Genomic DNA, 23,447 nt, shown 5'->3' with positions numbered 1-23,447 from the left:
GCCTGTTACTGGGGGCGCTGTGGCCCTACCATCGGCTACCCCCTCCCCACAGCAGTGCCCGCGCATGTCCGCCTCCGCTCCTGTCCCGTCCGGACGCCCCCGCTGGTTCGTCGCCGGCGATTTCAACGGCTTCTTTGGCCTGGTCGTCGACAACCTGTCGATCCTCGGCTTCATCGCGATGGCGCTGGTCGGCATCTTCCAGTTCCCGGCCGACGTGGTGTTCGGGCGGATGTTCCCGGGCACCGCCTTCGGCGTGCTGGTCGGCAACGTGCTCTACACCTGGATGGCACGGCGGTTGGCCGCGCGTACCGGCCGCGACGATGTCACGGCGATGCCGCTGGGCCTGGACGCGCCCACCAGCATCGGCATGGCGTTGCTGGTGCTCGGCCCCGCGTTTCTGGCCTTCAAGGCGCAGGGGCTGGCTCCGCACGATGCGGCCATTGCCACCTGGCAGCTGGGCATGGCCTCGCTGGTGATCATGGGCGTGCTCAAGGTCGTGCTGTCGTTCTTCGGCGAAGCAGTCACCCGCGCGCTGCCGCGTGCCTCGCTGCTGGGCTCCATCGCCGGCATCGCGATCGTGCTGATGGGCTTCCTGCCACTGCTGGAAACCCTGCGTTCGCCGATCGTCGGCTTCGTCACCCTGGGTCTGCTGCTGTACGTGCTGATCGCCAAGCGCAAGCTGCCGATCCGTGCGCCGGGCGTGCTGGTGGCCTTCGTGTTCGGCACGCTGCTGTACTACGGCCTCGGCCTGGCCGGGCTGGGTGCACCGGGCTTCAAGGTGCCGGAGTGGGTGCCGCCGCAGGTGGTGCTGCCGTGGCCGACGCTGGGCTTCATCGAGGGCCTGCCCACTGCCATGAGCTACCTGCCGCTGCTGCTGCCGTTCGGCCTGCTGATGGTGGTGGGTGGCATCAACGTCTCCGAGAGCGCGCGCGCGGCCGGCGATGACTACCGCACCCGCGACATCCTGCTGGTGGAAGCGGTGGCCACGCTGGTGGCCGGGCTGTGCGGCGGTGTCGCGCAGACCACCCCGTACATCGGCCAGCCGGCGTACAAGCACATGGGCGCGCGCAGCGGTTACACGCTGCTGACCGGCCTGTTCGTGGGCGTCGGCGGCATGCTCGGGGTGATCTCCGGGCTGGTGCAGTGGCTGCCGTTGGCGGTGCTGGCCCCGATCATCGTGTACGTGGCCATCGACATCACCACCCAGGCCTTCCAGGCCACGCCGCGTGAACACGCCGGGGCGATGGTGCTGGGCTTCCTGCCGTCGGTGGCCTACCTGTTGGCGATCAAGGCACCGGGCTGGATCGCACCGGAGCAGCTGGCGGCGATGACCAGCACGCTCGACGGCCACGGCCTGCCGGAGCTGGCGGTGATCTTCACCTTGGGCAACGGCTTCATCATCACCTCGATGCTGTGGATCGCCGCGGTGGTGGCGATGATCGACGGCAAGCTGCTGCGCGCCTCGGGCTTCCTGCTGGTGGCCGCGGCGCTGACCCTGTTCGGGCTGATCCATTCGGTGGACCCGCGTGGTGGCATCTACCTGCCGTGGCAGCTGGAAGGCCTGCCGAAGATCATCAGCTGGCAGTTTGCCGGGGCGTACGTGGCGCTGGCCGGATTGCTGGCGCTGTTGTCGCTGCAGAAGCAGCCACGCGTGGATCACGACGCACAGTCGTGATCTGCCAGCGGGGGAGCGGTACGCATCGACGCGTGGCCGATGCGGGCAATCCGACGATCCCCGGTAGTGCCGGCCGCTGGCCGGCAACCAGGCGATGATGGGTACATGGGGTGCCGGCCAGCGGCCGGCACTACCGTCAGGTGCTGCGGGTCTGCTTATGTAGCGGCATCCAGCTCCGGGTAATGGCGGAAGATGCCGTGGGTGTTGAACGCCAGCCGGCGTTCGGAAGACAGGTAGGCGGCCACATGGGGCCGCCGCTCCACGCGGTCCTTCAGCGCGCGCAGCAGCGGCACTGTCGGCCACAGTGCCTGCATGCGGTGCGGAAACATGTAGTCCAGCCCGCTCAATACCTGGAACAACGACAGATCCACGTAGGAATGCTCGCGCAGCGGGTGACGCTCGCCGTTGGCCTTGAGCACGTCTTCGAAATAGCCCAGGAACTTCGGCAGGCGCTCGGCACGCATCGCCTCGGCACGCGCCTTGGCTTCCCGTTTCTGGTCTTCGTAATACTGCGATGCCGAAATGGGGTGGTGGGTGTCATGTACCTCGGCGACCAGGTCGGCGATGGTCAGCTGCAGTTGCAGCGCCTGGTGCCTGCGCGAAGCGGCACCGGGCACCAGCCCGAGTTCCGGGCCGAGGTGATCCAGGATCGCACCGACCTGCGCGATTACCTGCCGGCCGGCTTTCAGGAACGGTGGCGCGAACGGGCGCAGGCCGTCTGCTTTGCCGTCCAGAAACGGCTGCATCACCGCATCGCCGTGCACGCGTGCCATATCGGTGTAGTCCGCGCCGGCATCTTCCAGGGCCAGGCGGATGAATTCGCCACGGCCCTGGATACCGGTCCAGTAGTAAAGCTCGTAGTGCATCGCGATGCTCCGGCAGACCAGGCCACAGCATCGGCGCGTGGGTGCAAAGCGGATGTGAGCGGGTCGTGTTCATCCTGCGCGACGCAGGCAGGCGGAGCAGCGGTTCATCGCGCGTGCGGGATGATGTCGTGTCAGCGCGCACCGTGCTTTACCGACGTGCGCGGGGAACCCCAGGCAGATGCCGGGGTCTCACGATGTCCATGCAGGTGAAAAGCGAGGTACGGCAGCATGCAGAAGACTGGAAAGGCGATCTGGCCCTGGGTACTGGGTGTGGTGGTGATCGGCGGTGCGGGCGCGTGGTTGTTCAGCGACACCTTGCGCGGCCTGGCCGATGGCGTTCACATTGCACAGCAGACAACGACAGCGCCGCCCCGTGACGCGCACACGCCCGCCACGGTTGCACCCATCGCATCACCTCCTCCCATCGCGCATCCGGTGCAACCCGGCGACGCGGCGGATCCGGCACTTCCTTTGCTGGCCGACAGTGATGGCCCGGCATGGGAGGCATTGACCACCTTGTTCAGCGACGACAGCGTGCTTGCACTGCTGCTGCGCGACCATCTGATCCAGCGCGTGGTGACCCACGTCGACAACCTCGACAAGCCCAGCGTACCGACGCCGGCGATGGCGGTGCGCGCGGTGCCCGGCACCCTGCAGGTGGAGGATGCCGACGGCTCCGCGCATATCGCCGCGTCCAACGCTGCGCGCTACGCCCCCTATGTGAAGGCATTCACCGCGCTGGATGCCGAGGCGGCGGGCCGGGCCTATGTGCGCATGTATCCGTTGCTGCAGCAGGCGTATGCGCAGCTGGGTCGCCCGGATGCCTATTTCAACGACCGGCTGGTGGCGGTGATCGATCATCTGTTGCAGACGCCCGAGCCGACGCGCCCGTTGGCCGTGCAACGCGATGAGCGCGGCCGCTATCGCTTCGTGGATACGTCGTTGCAGGCACGTTCGGTGGGGCAGAAGCTGCTGCTGCGCATGGATGCAGGGCAGGCGCAGGCGGTGAAACAGCAGTTGCGTGCGCTGCGTGCGGCGATCACCCGCGGCTGATCCGCGCGGGCACGCCCCGCCAACGGTGTAGAACGCCAGTACGTCGCACGTGCGTGGAATCACGCCGTTGTGGCGGCGGCGCGCGTTATCGTAATGAGACGCATTTGCTTCCATCGCAGTATGGGCCCTGTCCCAGCAGTGTTGCCATGTCTTGAATCACTGCACAGCAACCGCATATCGATTACATCTGCCAGCCACGCTGGCCACTACACGAAAGAGGAATTTCCCATGCGGATGGACAAGCTCACCTCGCGTTTCCAGCAGGCGCTGGCCGACGCGCAGTCGTTGGCCGTGGGCCGCGACCACAACATCATTGAACCGGTGCACGTGTTCAGCGCGCTGCTCGACCAGCAGGGCGGCAGCACGCGCCCGCTGCTGGCCCAGGCCGGCGTCAACGTGCCGGTGCTGCGCGAGCGCCTCAATGAAGCCCTCGAAGCACTGCCCAAGGTATCCGGGCAGGAAGGCAACCTGTCGATCGGCAACGATCTGAACCGGCTGCTCAACACTACCGACAAGCTGGCCCAGCAGCATGGTGATGCCTTCATCGCCAGCGAGTGGTTCGTGCTGGCCGCGCTGGATGACAGCGGCACGCTGGGCATGGCGCTGCGCGCCGCCGGTGCCGACAAGAACAAGATCGACGCGGCCATCGACAAGATCCGCGGCGGCGAGAGCGTGCAGTCGGAAAACGCCGAAGACCAGCGCCAGGCGCTGGAGAAATACACCATCGACCTCACCGCACGGGCCGAGAGCGGCAAGCTGGACCCGGTGATCGGCCGCGATGAGGAAATCCGCCGCACCATCCAGGTGCTGCAGCGCCGGACCAAGAACAACCCGGTGCTGATCGGTGCACCCGGCGTGGGCAAGACTGCCATTGTCGAGGGCCTGGCCCAACGCATCATCAACGACGAAGTGCCCGAGGGCCTGCGCGGCAAGCGCGTGCTGTCGCTCGACATGGGCGCGTTGATCGCCGGGGCCAAGTTCCGCGGCGAGTTCGAAGAGCGCCTGAAGGGCGTGCTCAATGACCTGTCCAAGAGCGCAGGCCAGGTGATCCTGTTCATCGATGAGCTGCACACCATGGTCGGCGCGGGCAAGGCCGATGGCGCGATGGATGCCGGCAACATGCTCAAGCCGGCGCTGGCGCGCGGTGAGCTGCATTGCGTGGGCGCCACGACGCTGGATGAGTACCGCAAGTACATCGAGAAGGATGCCGCGCTGGAGCGCCGCTTCCAGAAGGTGTTCGTGGGCGAGCCCAGTGTGGAAGACACCATCGCGATCCTGCGCGGGTTGAAGGAAAAGTACGCGGTGCACCACGGGGTGGAGATCACCGACCCGGCCATCGTTGCCGCCGCTACGCTCTCGCACCGCTACATCGCCGACCGTCAGCTGCCCGACAAGGCCATCGACCTGATGGACGAGGCCGCCTCGCGGATCCGCATGGAGATCGATTCCAAGCCCGAAGAACTCGACCGCCTGGAGCGCCGGCTGATCCAGCTGAAGATCCAGCGCGAAATGCTCAAGAAGGAAAAGGACGAGGCCTCGCGGCAGCGCCTGGCCGACCTGGAAGCCGATATCGATGGGCTGGAGCGGGAGTTCTCCGATCTCAATGAAATCTGGAAATCGGAGAAGGCCGCGCTGCAGGGTGCGACCAAGATCAAGGAACAGATCGAGCACGCCAAGCTGGAACTGGAGGCCGCACAACGTCGCCAGGATTTCGGCCGCATGAGCGAAATCCAGTATGGCCAGCTGCCGCAGCTGGAGAAGCAGCTGGCGGCCGCCCACGAAGTGGAGAACACCGAGTTCAAGCTGGTCCAGGACCGGGTCACCGCCGAGGAAATCGCCGAGGTGGTATCGCGCTGGACCGGGATTCCGGTCAACCGCATGCTCGAAGGCGAGCGCGACAAGCTGCTGCGCATGGAAGACGTGCTGCACGAGCGCGTGGTCGGCCAGGAGGAAGCGATCAAGGTCGTGTCCGATGCGGTGCGGCGTTCGCGCGCCGGGCTGTCCGATCCGGACCGGCCGGGCGGCTCGTTCCTGTTCCTGGGCCCGACCGGCGTGGGCAAGACCGAGCTGTGCAAGGCACTGGCCGAATTCCTGTTCGACAGCCGCGACGCGATGATCCGCATCGACATGAGCGAGTTCATGGAGAAGCACAGCGTGGCGCGCCTGATCGGTGCGCCGCCGGGGTATGTGGGTTACGAAGAGGGTGGCTACCTGACCGAGGCGGTGCGCCGTCGTCCGTATTCGCTGATCCTGCTCGATGAGGTCGAGAAGGCGCATACCGATGTGTTCAACATCCTGCTGCAGGTGCTCGACGATGGACGCCTGACCGATGGCCAGGGCCGCACGGTGGACTTCCGCAATACGGTGATCGTGATGACCTCCAATCTGGGCTCGCACCAGATCCAGGACATGAGCGGCGATGACAGCCCGGAGGCCTATACGCAGATGAAGGCGGCGGTGATGGGCGTGGTGCAGGCGCACTTCCGCCCGGAGTTCATCAACCGGCTGGACGACATCGTGGTGTTCCACCCGCTGGACAAGGTGCAGATCAAGCAGATCGCCCGCATCCAGATGCAGGGGCTGGAGAAGCGCCTGGCCGAGCGTGGCCTGCGTATCGAGGTCAGCGATGCGGCGTTCCAGCTGCTGGGCAACGTCGGCTTCGATCCGATCTACGGTGCGCGACCGTTGAAGCGGGCGATCCAGGCGCAGCTGGAAAATCCGCTGGCGCAGAAGATCCTGTCCGGCGGGTTCGTCAGCGGCGATCTGATCCGCGTCGATGCCGGCGAAGGCCGGTTGGTGTTCGACAAGGGGTGAGCCCATTGCGGTGAAACAGGCAGGGCCCGGTGGATGTATCCACCGGGCCCTTTTTTGTTGGTGCTCGACGTCGAGAATTAGCCACGCATGGCGTGGCACTACCGCTTCTCAATGAGGGGCCGTTCCCTGTCGAAGGGCTGGCGTGGGTGGGTAGGCGGGACTGTCCACGACATGGATGTCGTGGACAAGCCTCCATGGACGGATTTACGGCGTGTCCCGCCTACCCACCCACGCCAGCCCAACCCCGCAGGAACGACCCCCGCTCTTGATCTTGCCCTGCGCGCTTACCAGCGGTACTGGTAACCACTCATCGCGCCCAGCTGGGTCGGCTTCTGCACGATCGGGCTGTCGGCGGCGTCGCCGAGCAGGCGCGTGCCTTCCATGCCGATGAACCAGCTGGAGCTGGCATTGATCGGGCGCACCCACTTCAGCCCGACCCCGGCACTGGTGAAGCCGGCCGAGGGCGTGTGGCGGGCAAAGCCACTGCGTGCGGACTGCGCGGCGCTGACGCCGTACCAGGTCTGCATGTAACCCGAATCACCGTACTCGGTGGACACACTGGCGCTGAGGCTGCCGCCGGCAACATCGAACAGCGGCACTTCCAGCGACAACACCGCATTGCGGGTTTCCAGCCCGTTGTCGCCGCGGTCCTTGTCCTTGGGGGCGTGCTGCACGCTGACATTCAGCACGGTCGGGCCGATCGCGAAGCTGCCATCCACACCCACCAGCAGCCGCGTGCGGATTTCACCCATGCCGCGAAGATGGTCCGAGCCACCCAGCAGCGAGTCCTTGTCGCGGCGGCTGCCGCTGCCGCCGACGTAGGTGCGGATCGTACTGTGCTCGCCCAGCGTGGCACCCCAGCCAATCCCACTGCTACCGAGAAACCAGCCACCGGGTGCGCTCACCTCGAAGCCCAGTTGCGGCACCGCAGTGTAGTCCTCGCTGCCGCTGTAGCGCGGCGCGACACCCCCACCCACCATCAGCTCGAAGCCCCAGCGGTCCTTGCCGGGTGAAGCGGCTTCGGCGGGGGCGATGGACAGCAGGCTCAGCGGCGCCAGGACCAGGATCAGGCAAATCGAATTCATACGGACTCTCTGCAAAGTGAAGGACGCTGCAGGGCCAGCCCGGGCCGCGATCACGCGCGGAACGAAGAACGACTGCAGGGCTGGCATCTTGGCGAGGCCGGCGGCGGCGTTCTTTCCGCATTTGTAGGAGAGTTGTAAGCAGATGTAGCGGGGGACAACGGCGGTTCAGCCGGGCAGCATCGGCCAGCGCAGTTCCAGCCGGGCGCCGCCCAGCGGGGCGCGTGTGGCCTGCGCGCTGCCGCCATGGCGTTCGGCCACGCGGCGCACGATGGCAAGGCCCAGCCCGAAACCGCCCGTGTCGCGGCTGCGGCTGTCATCGAGCCGGGTGAAGGGCTCGAACACGCGGCTGCAGTCGGCCACGTCGATGCCCGGGCCGTCGTCGTCCACGCGCAGGCACCAGTGGCCATCGCCGCTGTCGAACAGGCTCACCTGCACCTGGCTGCGGGTGTGCCGCAGTGCGTTGCAGACCAGGTTGCTCAGGGCCAGTTGCAGCTGCCGTGGCTCGGCGCGCATGCGGATCGGCTCGCAATGGCGCAGCACCAGCCCGATGCCGGTGGCGGCGGCTTCGCGAAGCGGATCGCGCAGTGCCTGCTGCAGCCATTCCAACGCATCCAGCTCGGGCCAGGCACCCTCGTCGTCGCGCTGCTCCAGACGCTCGTAGGCCAGCAGTTCGCTGACCAGCCGGTTGAGTTCGGTCAGGTCACCGCGCATGCCGGCCAGCAGCGGTGCGCGCTGCGCGGGATCGGCGTTTTCGACCAGATCCAACCCGAACGCCAGCCGTGCAATGGGGGTGCGCAGTTCGTGCGACAGCGCATGGGTGAGATCGCGTTGGCCCTGCACCAGGTCGGCCACGCGCGCAGCCATGCGGTTGGAATGCTCGACGATGACGCGGATCTGCGAACGCGGCGACACCTGCGCGCGGGCGTGCAGCTCGCCGGCACCGATGCGGTCGGCATGCCCGCGCAGCACGTCCAGGTCACGCCACAACAAGCGCACCCACAGGTAGATGCAGCCGCCGAGCATGGTCAGGATGGCCAGGTAGCCCAGGATCGTCATATGCAGGGTCAGCGTGACCTCGCCCGGCAGTTGCAGGCTGAGCCAGCGGCCGTTGTCGGCATCGATCGGCAGCAGCACCCACTGGAAGTCGTCGCGCACCACGAAGCCGTGCGCATCCAGGGCCTCCTGCTCCGTGGGCTTCAGCACCGGCGGCGTCTCCAGCAGGGTCAGCCCGATGCCGTAGTGCGGTTGCCAGCTGGCCAGCTGCGCGCGTTGCTCGGGCAGGCTGCGCCCGGCCAGGCCGCTGCGCAGGGCAAACACCTGGCCACGCACCTGTTCGATGTAGACCGCATCCAGCCGCGGCAGATAGATGCTGTCCAGGATCAGATTCAAGCACAGCACGGAGAGGACGAAGCAGGCACCGGTGATCAGCCACAGCCGCAGGAACAGACGGATCATGCTTACCAGCCGGCCGGGTTGAACTGGTAGCCGCGGCCCCAGATGGTCTTGATCCGGCGCGGCTCGCGCGGGTCGTCGCCGAGCTTGCGGCGCAGCTTGCCGATACACACATCCACGCTGCGGTCCAGGCCATCGAAGCCGATACCGCGTACCGACAGCAGGATCTGGTCGCGCGACAGGATCTGCCCGGGCTGGCTGGCCAGCACCCACAGGATCTCGAATTCGGTGGTGCTCAGTTCGATGCGCAGTTGTTCGTGGGTGACCTCGCGTTCGGCGCGGTCGATGCGCAGCGCGCCAAAACTGGCCTTGCTGCGATTGCCGCCGGCCGGCTGCTGGCGGCGCAGCAACGCGCGCAGGCGGGCCAGCAGCAGGCGCGGCTCGACCGGCTTGATCACGTAGTCATCGGCACCGGACTCCAGCCCGAGCACCTGTTCCACATCGTCCTCGCAGGCGGTCAGCATCAGGATCGGCACTTCGGAGAAGGCACGGATCTGCCGGCACACCTCGATTCCGCTGAGCCCGGGCAGCATCAGGTCCAGCACCACCAGCTGCGGCGCCAGGCGCTTGCAGGCCTCGATGGCCTGGTCGCCGCGATACACCGGCTCCACGGCAAAGCCGTGCTCGCCCAGGTAGCGTTGCATCAGCTCGGACAGGCGGCGGTCGTCCTCAACCAGCAGCACCTGCGGCAGTGCCGCCGGCAGGCGGTCGGTCATCCATTGCGCGGCGGACATGCTCCGGGGCTCTCCTTGCCGGTGGAGGGCGCGTGTGGCCCTGGCGGCGCAGCCTAGCAATGGCCCGGGTCGAAATCGCTGAACCCTGAGCAACGGCCACCATGCGCTGGCGTGCGGTGCAGATCACCGTCGCCTCTAAGGCCATCGCCAATAGGCATGAGCGCGCCCGTGCACGCATGCGCCGCTTCGGTATCGTCGGGCTTCAACCGGAGGAGGCGCGATGTCTGAGCACGGCAGTCCTGAAGCACATTGGAAAGCGGAAACCATCGCCGTCCACGGCGGCTACCGCCCCGATCCGACCACCCGCGCGGTGGCCGTGCCGATCTACCAGACCGTGGCCTACGCATTCGATGACACCCAGCATGGCGCCGACCTGTTCGACCTGAAGGTGCCGGGCAACATCTATACCCGCATCATGAACCCCACCACCGACGTGCTCGAGCAGCGCATCGCCGCGCTCGAAGGCGGGATCGGGGCGTTGGCGCTGGCCTCGGGGCAGGCCGCGATCACCTATGCCATCCAGACCATTGCCGAGGCCGGCGACAACATCGTCTCCTCCAGTGCCCTGTATGGCGGCACCTACAACCTGTTCGCGCATACCCTGCCGCAGTTCGGCATCCATACGCGCTTCGCCGACTACCGCGATCCGCAGGCGTTCGCCGCGCTGATCGACGAACGCACCAAGGCGGTGTTCGTCGAGTCGATCGGCAACCCGCGCGGCAACATCACCGACATCCAGGCCGTGGCGGACATCGCCCACGCGCATGGCGTGCCGCTGATCGTGGACAACACCGTGGCCACGCCGTACCTGCAACGCTCGTTCGATTTCGGCGCGGACATCGTGGTCCACTCGTTGACCAAGTACCTGGGCGGGCACGGCACCAGCCTGGGCGGGGCGATCGTGGATTCCGGCCGCTTCCCCTGGGCCGAGCACAAGCAGCGTTTCGCGCGCTTGAACGAGCCGGACGTCAGCTACCACGGCGTGGTCTATACCGAAGCGCTGGGCCCGGCAGCCTATATCGGCCGTGCGCGGGTGGTGCCGCTGCGCAACACCGGGGCGGCGATCTCGCCGTTCAATTCCTTCCTGATCCTGCAGGGCATCGAAACCCTGGCGCTGCGCCTGGACCGCATCAACGCGAACGCGCTGGCGGTGGCCGGGTTCCTGCGTGACCACGCCAAGGTGGCCTGGGTGAACTACGCCGCGCTGCCCGACCATCCCGAGCATGCCCTGGTGCGCAAATACCTGCGTGGGCATGGCTCGGGCGTGTTGACCTTCGGCCTGCCCGGTGGCCGCGCCGCCGGTGCACGTTTCCTGGATGCGCTGCAGCTGTTCACCCGGCTGGTCAACTTGGGCGATGCAAAATCGCTGGCCACGCATCCGGCCTCCACCACGCACCGCCAGCTGGATGCCGCCGAGCTGGAAAAGGCCGGTGTCAGCGAAGACACGGTGCGGCTGTCGATCGGCATCGAACACATCGACGACCTGCTGGCGGATCTGCAGCAGGCGTTGGCCAAGGCGTAGAGGTAGGGCCCACCCCGGCCGGTGCGGGCTGGCTGGGGTGGGGTTTTTTGAGGCGGCCGCCACGCATGGCGTGGCGCTACCCGTCGCGCTAGGATCGGCTGACAGGCTCCCAACTGCGCAAGATCGGCTACGCCCCGCGCGGCAGGCGCACCACACACTGGACGCCACCCCGACAAGGAGCCCGCCATGAGCCGCATCGCCCAGGTCCGCCAGCGCCACGGTATCGACCGCGTCATCGCCCACCTGCAGGACTGCCTGCGCCAGGGGCACCCCTTGCCTGACCTGGAAGCGCTGGCGGCCGTTGCGCACCAGTCGCCGTTCCATTTCCACCGCCTGTACCGTGCGCTGACCGGTGAAACGCCCGGGCGCACCGTGGCCCGGCTGCGCCTGCTGCATGCATTGCAGTTGCTGGCGCAGGCCGACAGCCGGGTGACCGAAGTGGCCCTCAGCGTCGGCTACGAAAGCCCGCAGGCGTTGGCGCGGGCCTGCCGGCAGGCGTTGGACACTACTCCCAGCACACTACGCGAGGACCCGGTGCTACGCGCGCAGTGGCAGCAGCGCTTGTCGTTGCCCGCCGGCGACACCGACGAGGCAGACGCACCGCTGCAGGTGCGCGTCACCACGCTGCAGCCGTTCGATGTGGTGGTGCTGCGCAAGCACGGTGCCTTCGATGACCTCGACCAGGCCTTCGGCCAGATCTTCGGCTGGGCGGCCGAGCAGGGGCTGGTTGAGCAGTTGCAGCAACTGGTGGGGATCGCGCTCAACGATCACCGCGATGTGCCCGCGCGTGAATGCGCGTTCGATTGCGCGATGGGCTTCGGTGCGCTGTCCATGCCGGTGCCCGCACCGCTGCGCCAGATGACACTGGGCGGTGGCAACTACGCAGTGCTGCGGCATGTCGGCAGCTTCGCCGGGTTGGAAGCGGCCACCGATGTGCTGCTGCGGCAGTGGTTGCCCGACAGCGGCCACACGCTGCGCGATGCGCCGCTGTACTACCACTACCTGGACGATCCGGAAGAAACGCCCGAGGCGATCCTGCGCGCGGACATCTGCGTACCGCTGGGGTGATCCCACGCAAAACAAGGGTAGAGCCACCCCATGGGTGGCTGCACAGGACCCTTGATCGAAGCCGTCGCAGCGCGCTTGGACCGCGCTACACCACCGGAATGCCGTGCTTGCCCAGGCTGCGGTAGGGCGGGGTGGCCATCACCATCTCGGCCAGCGAATACGCCAGCTCGCGCTCGGCCATCACCGTGCCATCGGCGCCGTGTTCAAGCAGGTGCTTCACCTCGGCATCGCTGTGCGCACGGGCAAGCAGGGTCAGGCCGGGGTTGAGCGCGCGCAGCTTGGCCAGCGTTTCACCGGCTTCCAGTGGCTGCGGGATCGCCAGCACGGCGATCTTGGCACGCTCGGGATGGGCCTCGGCCAGCACCTTGTCCGAAGCGGCGCTGCCGCGGATACCGGGCAACCCGGCAGCATGGGCTTCGGCCACGTGTTCCTTGTTGTCGTCGATCACCAGCACTGGCACGCCACGGTCACGCAGCACCTGCGCCAGCGCACTGCCAACCCGGCCGTAGCCGATCACGATGGCGTGGTCGTGCAGGTCCAGCGACGGGCCCGGCGGCAGTTCAATCTCCACCGCGGCCGGGGTGGTCTCCTGGTGCTTGAGCAGCCAGCGGTCGAGCAGGCCGAACACCAGCGGGTTGAGCATGATCGAGATCAGCGCACCGGCCAGCACCAGCGCCTGCCCGGTGGGCGGCAGGATCTTTAGGGTCACGCCAAGCCCGGCGATGATGAAGGCGAACTCACCGATCTGCGCCAGGCTGGCCGAAATGGTCAGCGCGGTGCCGGTGGGGTGGCCGAACGCGCGCACGATCACGAACGCCGCCGCCGACTTGCCGAACATGATGATCGCCGCCGTGGCCAATACCTGCCACGGGTGCTCGATCAGGATGGCGGGGTTGAACAACATGCCCACCGAAACGAAGAACAGCACCGCGAAGGCATCGCGCAGCGGCAGCGAATCGTTGGCGGCCTTGTGGCTGAGTTCCGATTCGTTGAGCAGCATGCCGGCGAAGAACGCGCCGAGGGCGAAGGACACCCCGAACAGCATCGCCGAGCCGAACGCCACACCCAGCGCAATCGCCAGCACCGCCAGGGTGAACAACTCGCGCGAACCGGTGCCGGCGATGCGTTCCAGGATCCACGGAATCACCCGCCGCCCGACCACCAGCATCACCGCCACGAACAGACCCAGCTGCACGAAGGTCCAGCCGATGCTGGCCAGCACGCTGCCGACGGTATGGCTTTCCTTGGCTGCATCCGGGCCGAACACCCCGGCCAGCACCGGCATCATCACCAGTGCCAGTACGCAGGCCAGGTCTTCCACGATCAACCAGCCCACGGCGATCTTGCCGCGCTGGGTTTCCAGCAGGCGGCGCTCTTCCATCGCGCGCAGCAGTACCACGGTACTGGCGGTGGCCAGCGCGAAGCCGAACACGATGCCGTGGATGACCGGCCAACCCATCAACGCGGCCAGGCCCCAGCCGAGCAGGGTGGCTACCAGGATCTGCCCGATCGCACCGGGAATGGCGATCGCCTTGACTGCCATCAGGTCTTTCAGCGAGAAATGCAGGCCGACGCCGAACATCAGCAGCATCACGCCGATTTCAGCCAGCTGGTTGGCCAGCGCCTGGTCGGCGACGAAGCCGGGGGTGAACGGGCCTACGCAGATGCCTGCAACCAGATAACCGACCAAGGGAGACAAACGCAGCTTGTTGGCCAGCGCGCCGAAGATGAAGGCGAGCCCCAGGCCAACGGCAACGATGTTGATCAGGTCGGTGTCATGGTGCATCGGGGCTCGCAAAAATAGGGGATGTCCCGATTTTCACTGATGCGGCAGGATCGGGCAAACACCGCGTGCCGCAATGCTGCTAGGTCCCCGTCGTCAGGTGATGTGCTGTTCGGGGCATCCGGGGGCGGCAGCGATGAATGCGCGAAACCCGCGTTGGCACGCCGAAAACGAAGCTGCCCCGGCGGACCGGGGCAGGTGGATATCGGTAGTGCCGGCCGCTGGCCGGCACCCACGCGATGTCAGGTTGCGGGTCAATGCCGGCCAGCGGCCGGCACTACCCTCTGGTTACCACTTGTAGGTGACGCGGCCGTAGACGTAGGCGCCGTTGAAGCCGTACGGCGAATAGTTGCTGTAGGGCAGCATGCCGAAGGTGGAGTTCTGCAGGTCCACGGTGCGGTCCGGGTACTCGTCCAGCAGGTTGTCCGCGCCCAGGGTCAGTGCCCAGTTCTCGCTCGGCTTGTAGCTCACCGAGGCATCCAGCACCCAGGAGGCGTCATAGGTCTGGTCGCGCAGTGCGGTGGCCGAGTTGCGCACCGTGAAGCTGCCGTAGCGGGTCGCCGCCAGGTTCAGGTCCCAATGGTCACTGCGCCAGGTGCCGCTGAGGATGGTCTTGTTGTGCGGGAAGCTGTCCTCGATGCGACCCACTTCGTCGCGGCCGATCAGCGACTGGGTGATGCCCAGCGTGCCGAACACCGGCGGTGAGGCGATGAACTTCTTCACCTCGGTGTCGTTGTAGCTGTAGGCCGCGGTCAGCTCCAGCGTGCTGGCGCTGAAGGGAATGCTGTAGCTGGACACGGCATCCACACCGCGCGTGCGGGTGTCCAGGCCATTGGTGAAGTAGGAGAACGCGGTGACATTGGGCAGCCCCAGCCCGGTCAGCAGCGACGTGGTGGCCGCATTGGTGGTGATGTTGGTGGACAGCGCGATGCGGTCGTCGATGTCGATCTGGTACGCATCCACCGTCAGGTACAGGCGGTCGATCGGCTGCAGCACCAGGCCCACGCTGTAGGAGGTGGAGCTTTCGGCCTTCAGCGGGCTGGCACCCAGCGCCTGGGCGGCGGCACTGGTGGTGGGGAAGGTGCCACGGTCGACGAACACGCCGTTGATGATGGTGCTGGTCACTGCCTGGTAGCTCTGCTGGGCCAGCGACGGCGCACGGAAACCACTGGAGGCGGTGGCGCGCAGCGCGATTTTGTCGGTGAACGCATAGCGCGCCGACAGCTTGCCGGAGAACTTGTCGCCGAAGTCCGAGTAGTCTTCATAGCGGCCGGTCACGCCCGCCGAGAACTTGTCGGTGAAGTCCGCTTCCAGCCCCGCATACACCGCGTAGTTGTTGCGATCGGCATCCACTGCATTGAGCGGGGTGAAGCCGCCGAAGCCCTGCGCACCGCTGCCGGTGTAGGAGTTCAGCTCGCCAGCCGACTGCTCCCACTTCTCCTTGCGGTACTCGCCGCCAAAGGACAGCGTCACCGGGTAGGCCAGGCCCCAGTCCAGGGTCTTGGTGACATCGGCATTGACGATGTTCTGGTTGTACTCCAGCGCACCGTCGTAGAACGAGCGCGGGCTGGTCACGCCGAGCGCGTAGTTGATGCTGTTGCGGGTGTGGAAGTCGATCTTGTTGTAGCCGTAGTTGTAGCTGACATCCCAGTTCCAGCCGCTGTCGGTGCTGCCCTTGACCCCGGCCACCAGCGAGCGGTCCTTGGAATACTGGTTGATCTCCGGCACGAAGCCATTCGGGTAGGTCTGCGCCAGCAGCGGGCCCTGGTTGCTGTTGGTGCGCGAGCGGTAGAACGCGAACGAGGTGATGTCGCGGTTGCTGACCATCGCCGTGGCGTAGGCACCGATGTGGTCGGTGAACTGGAAGCTGGCGTTGGCCGAGGCCGCCGTGGCATCCACCTTGGGGTCGCCGACCACGAAGGTGGTCTGGCCGATGCTGGGGAAGTTGCCGGTGTTCGGCGCGGTGCCCTGGTAGGGACCGGCGCGGTTGCTTTCGTCCTGCTGGCTGATCTGGCCGGCCACATGCAGGCTGCCACGGCCATCGGCGAAGCCCACGCCGGTGTCGCCGGAGAGCTGGTACTTGGTGCCGTCGCCGGCCGAGTACTGGCCACCATCCACCGCCAGGCTGCCACCGGAGGCCGAGCCCTTCAGCACGATGTTGACCACACCGGCGATCGCGTCCGAGCCGTACTGCGCCGAGGCGCCGTCACGCAGCACCTCGACCCGCTCGATCGCCGCGATCGGGATCGCATTGATGTCCACCGCCGAGGAACCGCGGCCGATGCTGCCATTGACGTTGATCTGCGCCGAGGTATGCCGACGCTTGCCGTTGACCAGCACCAGCACCTGGTCCGGCGAAAGCCCGCGCAGCTGCGCCGGGCGGATGCCGCTGGTGCCGTCGGTCAGGGCCGGGCGCGGGAAGTTCAGCGAGGGCAGGGCGCGTGACAGCGCGGTGGCCAGCTCGGTGGTGCCGGTGGACTGCAGGGCTTCGGGGGTGATGATGTCGATCGGCGACTGCGATTCGGCCACCGTGCGGTCGGCCACCCGGGTGCCGGTGACGATCACTGTGTCCAGGGTATTGGCGGTGGCGCGGGCCGGTGCCGGCGCGTCCTGGGCCGCAGCGGACAGGCTGGAGATACCGAGGGCGACAGCTACGGCGGCGGCGAGCGTACTGGTCTTGCGGTTCATCAGGATGTGGCTCCGGTAGGGACGGTGCGGCACCGAAGCGACATCACGACTGCGGGTAGCGGGTCTGCGAAGGCGGTTGCTGCGGTGCGCAATAGACGGATTAACGGAATATTCATCGGCTGTCAAATCCCGGTCATATCGGCAAAAAACGTTGCAGCAGCAACCATTTGCGCCAATCGAGGGGTCCGACGGAAGGGTCCCGGGGACGCGCAGGCAGGATCGTGGGAGAGAGAGACGAGGCCTGCCGCGCATCCCGGGGCCCGTCAAGTATTCGTTAACGTTAGAATTACGTCGCAGGAAGGGTGCTCATCAGCACATTCCAAACCGTTCTCTGGATCGAACCCCATGATTTCTCTTCGTAATTTCGCCTTGCGCCGTGGCGAACGGCTGCTGTTGTCCAACGTCGACCTGACCTTGCATGCGGGGTACCGCGTCGGCGTGGTCGGCCGCAATGGTGCCGGCAAGTCCAGCCTCTTCGCTGCCGTGAAGGGCGAACTGGAGGCGGACAAGGGCGACGTCGACCTGCCCGGCAAGGTCCGTATCGCCAGCGTGGCCCAGGAAACCCCGTCGCTGCCCGACCCGGCGCTGCAGTTCGTGCTGGAAGGCGACACCGAGGTCGCCGCGGTCATGCGCGAGGAGGCCGCCGCCGCCGCCCGTGAAGACTGGGAAGCGGTGGCTACCGCGCACCAGAAGATGGCCGAAATCGGCGCCTACGACGCCGAAGCGCGCGCCGGCAAGCTGCTGCACGGCCTGGGCTTCCCGGCCGAGACGCATTCGCGGGCGGTGTCCTCGTTCTCCGGCGGCTGGCGCGTGCGCCTGAACCTGGCCCGCGCGCTGATGATGCCCAGCGACCTGCTGCTGCTCGACGAACCGACCAACCACTTGGATCTGGACGCGGTGTTCTGGTTGGAACAGTGGCTGCTCAAGTACCCGGGCACCCTGCTGCTGATCTCGCATGACCGCGAGTTCCTCGACAACGTGGCCACCCACACCCTGCACCTGCACGGTGGCGGCGCCAAGCTGTACCCGGGTGGCTACACCGATTTCGAGCGCCAGCGCGCCGAACAGCTGCGCCAGCAGCAGATCGCGCACGACAAGGAACAGACCGAGCGCGCCCACCTGCAGAGCTTCATCGACCGCTTCAAGGCCCAGGCCAGCAAGGCGGCCCAGGCGCAGAGCCGGATGAAGCGCCTGGCCAAGCTGGCCGGCACCGAGGCGGTGCGCGCCGAGCGCGAGTTCCGCATCGAATTCTCGCCGCCGGCCAAACTGCCGTTCTCGCTGATCCGGCTCAACCACGTCGAGGCCGGTTACGGCGCCGATTCGGTGATCCTGCACAACGTGGGCTTCGGCCTGGAAGCCGGCCAGCGCATCGGCCTGCTCGGCCCGAACGGTGCCGGTAAGACCACCCTGGTGAAGACCCTGGTGGGCGAACTGGACCCGATCAGTGGCGAGCGCGCCGCGCACCCGGACCTGCGCATCGGCTACTTCGCCCAGCACACGGTGGAGTCGTTGCACGAAGGGCAGTCGCCGATGGAGCACTTCCGCGACCTGGCTCCGGATGCACCGAACCAGTCCTTCCGCGATTTCCTCGGCAAGTGGAACTTCGCCGGTGACCGTGCCTTCGAACCGGTGGATGGGTTCTCCGGTGGTGAACGCGCGCGCCTGGCCCTGGCGCTGATCGCCTACCAGCAGCCGAACGTGCTGCTGCTCGACGAACCGACCAACCACTTGGACCTGGAAATGCGCGAAGCGCTGGCCGAAGCCCTGGCCGACTTCGAAGGCGCGATCGTGATGGTCTCGCATGACCGCCATCTGATCGGCCTGGTCTGCGATACCTTCTGGCGTGTGGCCGATGGTGTGGTGGAGCCGTTCGACGGCGATCTGGATGCCTACGCGGCGTGGCTGCGTTCGCGTCCGGCCGCACAGGGCACCAAGCAGAAGATGGCCGCCGCGGCCCCGGAGCCGATCGCCCCGACCCCGCCGCTGCCGCCGCGCAAGCCGGCCAACCCGCACAAACTGGCCGCTGCCGAAGCCAAAGTGGGCGAGCTGGAAGCGTTGCTGGCGGATCTGGATCGCCAGCTGGCCGACCCGGGCAACTACGCCGATGCCACCCGCATGGCCGTGCTCGGCCGCGACCGCGAAGCCACCGCCAACCTGCTCAGCAAGGCCGAGCAGACCTGGATGGAACTACTCGACGCCTGAGGGCGTCGGTAGCGGAATGGAGAGCAGCCATGCATGGCATGGCGCTACCAGATGCATCTCCGTCCCACAGGTAGAGCCACGCCACGCGTGGCTATCGCGGTGCCAGCCGCGCAGATGCCTCGCCCCGCGTGATGCCGGAATGGAGAGCAGCCATGCATGGCATGGCTCTACCGGTGCGCCGCTGCATCCTGGTTTTCCATCCATTCGCGGAACCGTCGCGCCGGATCGCTTTCGCTGCGCGAGCGCAGCCTCGTCAGCCAATACCGGCCCAGATCCAGGGTCTGCGCAAACGGCTGGATCAAGCGCCCCTGTGCCAGGTCCTGTTCGAACATCTTCAACGGCAACAGCGCCACGCCAGCGCCACCTGCCGCGGCACTGGCCAGCGTCAACGAGGAATCGAACACCGGCCCGCGCGCTTCCAGCTCCGGTGCACCCGCCGCCTGCAGCCAGCGCGGCCATTCATCGCTGCGGTACGAGCGCAGCAGGGCCACGTTGGCCAGATCGCGCGGCTGCCGCAGCGTGCGCGCCAACGCCGGTGCACATAGCGGCGCGAACGGCGCTTCCAGCACCGGCGTGGACACCTGGCCCTGCCAGTCGCCATCGCCGAAACGGATCGCCAGGTCCAGGCCTTCGCCGGCCAGGTCGATGCGGTTGTTGTGGGTCTGCACGCGCAGTTCGATATCCGGGTGCGCCGCGGAGAACGCGCCCAGCCGCGGCAGCAGCCAGCCGGTCGCGAACGTGCCGACCACTCCGACACTGAGCACCTCGCGGAAGTGCCCGCCGACGAAGCGGTCCAGGCTCACCGCGATGCGGTCGAAGGCCTCGTTGAGCACCGGGTACAGGCGCGCGCCTTCGTCGGTCAGCGCCACCCCGCGCGGCAGGCGGTGGAACAGCGCGACCCCGAGACGGTCTTCCAGTGCCCGGATCTGATGGCTCAACGCGGCCTGGCTGACGCACAGCTCCAACGCGGCACGGGTGAAGTTCTGGTGGCGCGCAGCGGCCTCGAAGGCGCGCAGTGCATTGAGCGGCAGTTGGGGGCGGAGCATGGGCGGAGTCGTGAGGCGGGTTGATGGATGATCCTATCGCCTGGCGCGGGTTGCTGCAAAAAACGGGGAAATAACGGCATTGGTAGCGGGAAAGGCATGAGTAAAAATAATGTCTTTTGCTGAAAATGCTCGCTGGTGTCACATCGGTCAGCCGTGAATACTCCAGCCTTCGCCAAGGAGAACCTGCATGCTCGCTCGACGACAGTTCCTGCAATGGACCGGTGCCGCTGCGGCCTCGGCACTGGCCGCAACCGCCTTCGCCAAGACGCCCCTGCCGTCTCCCGCCCCGGTACGACAGAGCAAGGACTTCGCCGCGCTGGAGGCCGCCAGTGGCGGTCGCCTGGGCGTGACCCTGCTCAACACCGCTACCGGCGCGCGCATCGGCCATCGCCAGGACGAGCACTTCCCGATGTGCAGCACCTTCAAGTTCGTGCTGTGCGCGGCGGTGCTGCACCAGGCCGACCACGGCCGGCTGTCATTGGATCGCCGGGTGCCGATGCGGGCGCAGGACCTGCTGAGCCACGCGCCGGTCACCAGCCGCCATATCGGCAAGGACCTGACCGTGCGCGACCTGTGCCGGGCCACCATGGTCACCAGCGACAACCCCGCCGCCAACCTGCTGCTCGGGGCGATCGGTGGGCCGCCCGCCGTGACCCGGTTCCTGCGTGACAACGGCGATGCGGTGACCCGCAACGACCGCACGGAGCCGGACATGAACCGCTTCGCGCCGGGCGACCCGCGCGACACCACCAGCCCCGCCGCGATGGCCGCCAGCCTGCAGCGCTTCGTGTTCGGCGAGGTGCTCACGCCGGTCTCGCGGCAGCAACTGGCCGACTGGCTGATCGACAACGAAACCGGTGATGCACGCTTGCGGGCAGGCCTGTCCAAGGCGTGGCGGGTGGGCGACAAGACCGGCAGCAATGGCGAGGACACCACCAACGATATCGCCATCCTCTGGCCGCTTGCCGGCGGCGCACCGTGGGTGCTGACCAGCTACCTGCAGGGCGCCACGGTCGATGATGCTGGCCGCAACGATGTGCTGCGCCAGGTGGCGGTGATCGCCGAACGCATGATGTAGTGCCGGCCGCTGGCCGGCACCCCGTTGAACTCGATCATCGCGTGGAGCCGGCCAGCGGCCGGCACTACCGGATGAATTCAATCATTGCCTGGAGCCGGCCAGCGGCCGGCACTACCGCGCGTGGCTGTCGCGCACGGCATCGAGGAAATCGCGGCCCCAGCGGTCCACGTCGTAGTACTCCACGCTGCCGAACAGCTGGCGCATGCGCCCGGTCGCCTCGTCCTCGGGCATTGACAGGGCCTGCAGCAGCCCGGCGGTGAGGTCGGCCGGGTCGTGCGGGTTGGTCAGCACCGCGCCTTTCAGCTCCGCCGCCGCGCCGGCGAACTCGCTCAGCACCAGCACGCCGCTGCTGCCCTCGATGCCGTGCACCGCCACGAACTCCTTGGACACCAGGTTCAAGCCATCGCGCAGCGGGGTGATCCACATCACCTGCGCCGCGGCGTAGTGCGCCACCACTTCCTCGAAGGGCAGCGCCTGTGCGAAGAACCGTACCGGGGTCCAGTCCAGGCGCGAGAAGCGCCCGTTGATGCGGCCCACCGCCTGTTCGATCTGGTTCTGCAGGGTGCGGTAAACGGTCATTTCGCTGGCCGCCGGCACGCAGATCATCAACAGGGTCACCTTGCCCTGGCGGTCCGGGTGCTGTTCCAGCAGGCGCTCGAACGCCTCCAGTTTGGCCAGCGTGCCCTTGGTGTAATCCAGCCGCTCCACCGACAGCACCAGCTTGCGTGCACCGATCTCACGGCGCAGCTTGAAGATGTCGTTGCGTACATCGCCGCGCGCCAGCACGTTGTGGATGCGGCGCAGGTCGGTGCCCACCGGGTGCGCGCCCAGCGCCACTTCGCGATCACCCACGCGCAGGCGGGTGGTCATGGTGTCCAGCCCCACCGCACAGCCGTAGGTCAGGAAGCGCGGCGCGCAGCTTTCCCAGGCCAGGCGCTCGGCCGGCATCGCCCCGCGCACCACGTCCACGAAGTTTTCCACCTGGCGCGGAATGTGGAAGCCGATGTAGTCGCACGACAGCAGGCTGCCGATGATCTCGCGGCGCCAGGGCACCACGTTGAACACATCGGCGGACGGGAAGTAGGTGTGGTGGAAGAAGGCGATTTTCAGATCCGGACGCAGCTCGCGCAGCGTCGCCGGCACCATCCACAGGTTGTAGTCGTGGATCCACACGGTGGCGCCATGTGCCGCCTCGGCAGCGGTGGCTTCAGCGAATTTCCGGTTGACCTTCAGGAACACCTGCCAGTCATCCTCGCGGAACCGCGCGCGTTCCCAGAACACATGCAGCATCGGCCAGAACGCTTCCTTGGAGAAGCGCTTGTAGAAGATATCCACTTCCTGCTTGCTCAACGGCACGCGGGCGGCGGTGAGGGTGGGGTAGCGCTCGGCATCCACGGCCAGGTGGGTCTGGAACGGGCCGCGCTTGGGCTCGTCGATGCCCCAGGCCACCCATGAGCCCTTCTGGCCGCCTTCGAAGAAGCTCAGCAGCGAAGGAATGATGCCGTTCGGCGAGCGTGGCGGGCGCTGCACCAGCACGCCGTCTTCCATCACCTCATCGAAGGGCAGCCGGTGGTACACCATCACCAGCGCGGCCCCGTCGGCGCGCGCCTGCACGTGCGGGCGCAGGAAGGGATCATCGTCGGCGAGCAGGCCGAAGTGCTCGATCGCTTCGAGGATGCCACCGCAGCCCGGCGCCTGTGCGTGGTAGGTGTGCGCCAGCGTGGCGGTGGCCGCGGTCAGCGCCGGCTCCGAATCGCCGACGCACACGCCGCGGAAACCGGCGGCGTACATCGACAGATCATTGAGGGTGTCACCGGCCACCAGGATGCGCTCGCGCGGCAGGTCCAGCAGGCGTGCCAGTGCGGCCAGGGTACGGCCCTTGTCGGTATCGGGCGGCAGGATGTCCAGGTAGCGGTCGGCCGAATACAGCACGTCGCAACCCAGCGCCTGCGCGGCCGCCTGGATCTGCGCGCGCAGCGGCGCCAGCGTAGTGGGATCGCAGAAATATGAGCAACGGCGTTCCTGCGGCACGTCCTGGCGCTGCAGCGCGGTGAACGGACGCATCGCCGCTGCCACCACGTGCTCGCCGGGCCAGTGCGCATCGATCATCGATTGCAGCGGCTGCAGGGGTTGCAGGGTGTGGCCATCGACCACGGTGGCGCCGACATCGCAGACCACGTAATCGGGGCGCGGAATGGCCGGATCGGAGAGCAGCGGCATCACCGCTTCCAGGCCACGGCCGGTGATGAAGATCAGGCGGATGCCGGGGTGCTGGTCGACCAGGCGGTACAGCCGGTGGCGCGCGGCGGCGTCGCCGGCGAGGAAGGTGCCATCCAGATCGGTGGCCAGGATCAGTTGCGGGGCCGGCGGCGCCGGCGGTG

The 23,447-nt window shown here is 67.1% G+C and carries 15 protein-coding genes; 7 read left to right on the top strand and 8 right to left on the bottom strand.

Annotated features, from left to right (window positions below; all coding sequences use genetic code 11):
* Positions 1 to 64 precede the first annotated feature (64 nt).
* The gene (locus AC3IPM_RS14985) at positions 65 to 1,675 is read left to right on the top strand and encodes a SulP family inorganic anion transporter (protein ID WP_489300790.1); all 1,611 of its coding nucleotides are present in this window, start codon (positions 65 to 67) and stop codon (positions 1,673 to 1,675) included.
* A gap of 155 nt (positions 1,676 to 1,830) precedes the next feature.
* On the opposite strand, the gene AC3IPM_RS14980 is transcribed toward AC3IPM_RS14985, so the two are convergent.
* Positions 1,831 to 2,541 (bottom strand): glutathione S-transferase, encoded by a 711-nt coding sequence (locus AC3IPM_RS14980; protein WP_489300789.1) that lies wholly within the window; start codon positions 2,539 to 2,541, stop codon positions 1,831 to 1,833.
* A gap of 228 nt (positions 2,542 to 2,769) precedes the next feature.
* Here AC3IPM_RS14980 and AC3IPM_RS14975 point away from each other — a divergent pair, with 228 nt between their 5' ends.
* Complete coding sequence (locus AC3IPM_RS14975; protein ID WP_489300788.1) at positions 2,770 to 3,594, top strand: DUF3014 domain-containing protein; 825 nt, start codon at positions 2,770 to 2,772, stop codon at positions 3,592 to 3,594.
* 228 nt (positions 3,595 to 3,822) lie between these two features.
* Complete coding sequence (gene clpB / locus AC3IPM_RS14970) at positions 3,823 to 6,408, top strand: ATP-dependent chaperone ClpB (protein ID WP_489300787.1); 2,586 nt, start codon at positions 3,823 to 3,825, stop codon at positions 6,406 to 6,408.
* 284 nt (positions 6,409 to 6,692) lie between these two features.
* Here clpB and AC3IPM_RS14965 read toward each other — a convergent pair whose 3' ends face one another.
* From AC3IPM_RS14965 to AC3IPM_RS14955, 3 genes are all read right to left on the bottom strand, one after another.
* Positions 6,693 to 7,493 (bottom strand): MipA/OmpV family protein, encoded by an 801-nt coding sequence (locus tag AC3IPM_RS14965; protein WP_489300786.1) that lies wholly within the window; start codon positions 7,491 to 7,493, stop codon positions 6,693 to 6,695.
* Between the two features lie 165 nt (positions 7,494 to 7,658).
* Positions 7,659 to 8,948 (bottom strand): ATP-binding protein, encoded by a 1,290-nt coding sequence (locus AC3IPM_RS14960; protein WP_489300785.1) that lies wholly within the window; start codon positions 8,946 to 8,948, stop codon positions 7,659 to 7,661.
* Between the two features lie 2 nt (positions 8,949 to 8,950).
* On the bottom strand, positions 8,951 to 9,679 hold the full coding sequence (locus AC3IPM_RS14955) for a response regulator (RefSeq protein ID WP_489300783.1): 729 nt from the start codon (positions 9,677 to 9,679) through the stop codon (positions 8,951 to 8,953).
* Positions 9,680 to 9,899: 220 nt separating this feature from the next.
* Here AC3IPM_RS14955 and AC3IPM_RS14950 point away from each other — a divergent pair, with 220 nt between their 5' ends.
* Together AC3IPM_RS14950 and AC3IPM_RS14945 are read left to right on the top strand one after the other, a co-directional pair.
* The gene (locus tag AC3IPM_RS14950; protein ID WP_489300782.1) at positions 9,900 to 11,201 is read left to right on the top strand and encodes an O-acetylhomoserine aminocarboxypropyltransferase/cysteine synthase family protein; all 1,302 of its coding nucleotides are present in this window, start codon (positions 9,900 to 9,902) and stop codon (positions 11,199 to 11,201) included.
* 186 nt (positions 11,202 to 11,387) lie between these two features.
* Positions 11,388 to 12,269 (top strand): AraC family transcriptional regulator, encoded by an 882-nt coding sequence (locus AC3IPM_RS14945; RefSeq protein WP_489300780.1) that lies wholly within the window; start codon positions 11,388 to 11,390, stop codon positions 12,267 to 12,269.
* 85 nt (positions 12,270 to 12,354) lie between these two features.
* On the opposite strand, the gene ybaL is transcribed toward AC3IPM_RS14945, so the two are convergent.
* Positions 12,355 to 14,055 carry a YbaL family putative K(+) efflux transporter gene (ybaL, locus tag AC3IPM_RS14940; protein ID WP_489300778.1) on the bottom strand — a complete coding sequence of 567 codons (1,701 nt, stop codon included), beginning with the start codon at positions 14,053 to 14,055 and terminating at the stop codon, positions 12,355 to 12,357.
* Positions 14,056 to 14,340: 285 nt separating this feature from the next.
* Positions 14,341 to 16,740, bottom strand: coding sequence for a TonB-dependent receptor plug domain-containing protein (locus AC3IPM_RS14935; protein WP_489300777.1), 2,400 nt, complete (start codon positions 16,738 to 16,740; stop codon positions 14,341 to 14,343).
* A 345-nt stretch (positions 16,741 to 17,085) separates the two neighbouring features.
* On the opposite strand from AC3IPM_RS14935, the gene AC3IPM_RS14930 reads away from it, so the two are divergent.
* Positions 17,086 to 18,942, top strand: coding sequence for an ABC-F family ATP-binding cassette domain-containing protein (locus AC3IPM_RS14930; RefSeq protein WP_489300775.1), 1,857 nt, complete (start codon positions 17,086 to 17,088; stop codon positions 18,940 to 18,942).
* A gap of 167 nt (positions 18,943 to 19,109) precedes the next feature.
* Here AC3IPM_RS14930 and AC3IPM_RS14925 read toward each other — a convergent pair whose 3' ends face one another.
* Positions 19,110 to 19,988, bottom strand: a complete 879-nt coding sequence (locus tag AC3IPM_RS14925; RefSeq protein WP_489300774.1) for a LysR family transcriptional regulator — start codon at positions 19,986 to 19,988, stop codon at positions 19,110 to 19,112.
* Between the two features lie 187 nt (positions 19,989 to 20,175).
* Here AC3IPM_RS14925 and blaL2 point away from each other — a divergent pair, with 187 nt between their 5' ends.
* Positions 20,176 to 21,066 carry a L2 family extended-spectrum class A beta-lactamase gene (gene blaL2 / locus AC3IPM_RS14920; protein WP_489300773.1) on the top strand — a complete coding sequence of 297 codons (891 nt, stop codon included), beginning with the start codon at positions 20,176 to 20,178 and terminating at the stop codon, positions 21,064 to 21,066.
* 111 nt (positions 21,067 to 21,177) lie between these two features.
* Here blaL2 and ggpS read toward each other — a convergent pair whose 3' ends face one another.
* On the bottom strand, positions 21,178 to 23,421 hold the full coding sequence (gene ggpS, locus AC3IPM_RS14915; RefSeq protein ID WP_489304166.1) for a glucosylglycerol-phosphate synthase: 2,244 nt from the start codon (positions 23,419 to 23,421) through the stop codon (positions 21,178 to 21,180).
* Positions 23,422 to 23,447 lie beyond the last annotated feature (26 nt).

The sequence above is a fragment of the Stenotrophomonas sp. GL_111 genome, from assembly GCF_057835245.1.
The sequence above is the reverse complement of the archived record's forward strand: the minus strand, read 5'-3'. Positions and strand labels throughout refer to the sequence as shown.

Bases quoted from the DNA above. Each gene is read 5' to 3' on its own strand.
- AC3IPM_RS14985 (WP_489300790.1), top strand. From the start codon at position 65: ATGTCCGCCTCCGCTCCTGTCCCGTCCGGACGCCCCCGCTGGTTCGTC.
- AC3IPM_RS14980 (WP_489300789.1), bottom strand. From the start codon at position 2,541: ATGCACTACGAGCTTTACTACTGGACCGGTATCCAGGGCCGTGGCGAA.
- AC3IPM_RS14975 (WP_489300788.1), top strand. From the start codon at position 2,770: ATGCAGAAGACTGGAAAGGCGATCTGGCCCTGGGTACTGGGTGTGGTG.
- clpB (WP_489300787.1), top strand. From the start codon at position 3,823: ATGCGGATGGACAAGCTCACCTCGCGTTTCCAGCAGGCGCTGGCCGAC.
- AC3IPM_RS14965 (WP_489300786.1), bottom strand. From the start codon at position 7,493: ATGAATTCGATTTGCCTGATCCTGGTCCTGGCGCCGCTGAGCCTGCTG.
- AC3IPM_RS14960 (WP_489300785.1), bottom strand. From the start codon at position 8,948: ATGATCCGTCTGTTCCTGCGGCTGTGGCTGATCACCGGTGCCTGCTTC.
- AC3IPM_RS14955 (WP_489300783.1), bottom strand. From the start codon at position 9,679: ATGTCCGCCGCGCAATGGATGACCGACCGCCTGCCGGCGGCACTGCCG.
- AC3IPM_RS14950 (WP_489300782.1), top strand. From the start codon at position 9,900: ATGTCTGAGCACGGCAGTCCTGAAGCACATTGGAAAGCGGAAACCATC.
- AC3IPM_RS14945 (WP_489300780.1), top strand. From the start codon at position 11,388: ATGAGCCGCATCGCCCAGGTCCGCCAGCGCCACGGTATCGACCGCGTC.
- ybaL (WP_489300778.1), bottom strand. From the start codon at position 14,055: ATGCACCATGACACCGACCTGATCAACATCGTTGCCGTTGGCCTGGGG.
- AC3IPM_RS14935 (WP_489300777.1), bottom strand. From the start codon at position 16,740: ATGAACCGCAAGACCAGTACGCTCGCCGCCGCCGTAGCTGTCGCCCTC.
- AC3IPM_RS14930 (WP_489300775.1), top strand. From the start codon at position 17,086: ATGATTTCTCTTCGTAATTTCGCCTTGCGCCGTGGCGAACGGCTGCTG.
- AC3IPM_RS14925 (WP_489300774.1), bottom strand. From the start codon at position 19,988: ATGCTCCGCCCCCAACTGCCGCTCAATGCACTGCGCGCCTTCGAGGCC.
- blaL2 (WP_489300773.1), top strand. From the start codon at position 20,176: ATGCTCGCTCGACGACAGTTCCTGCAATGGACCGGTGCCGCTGCGGCC.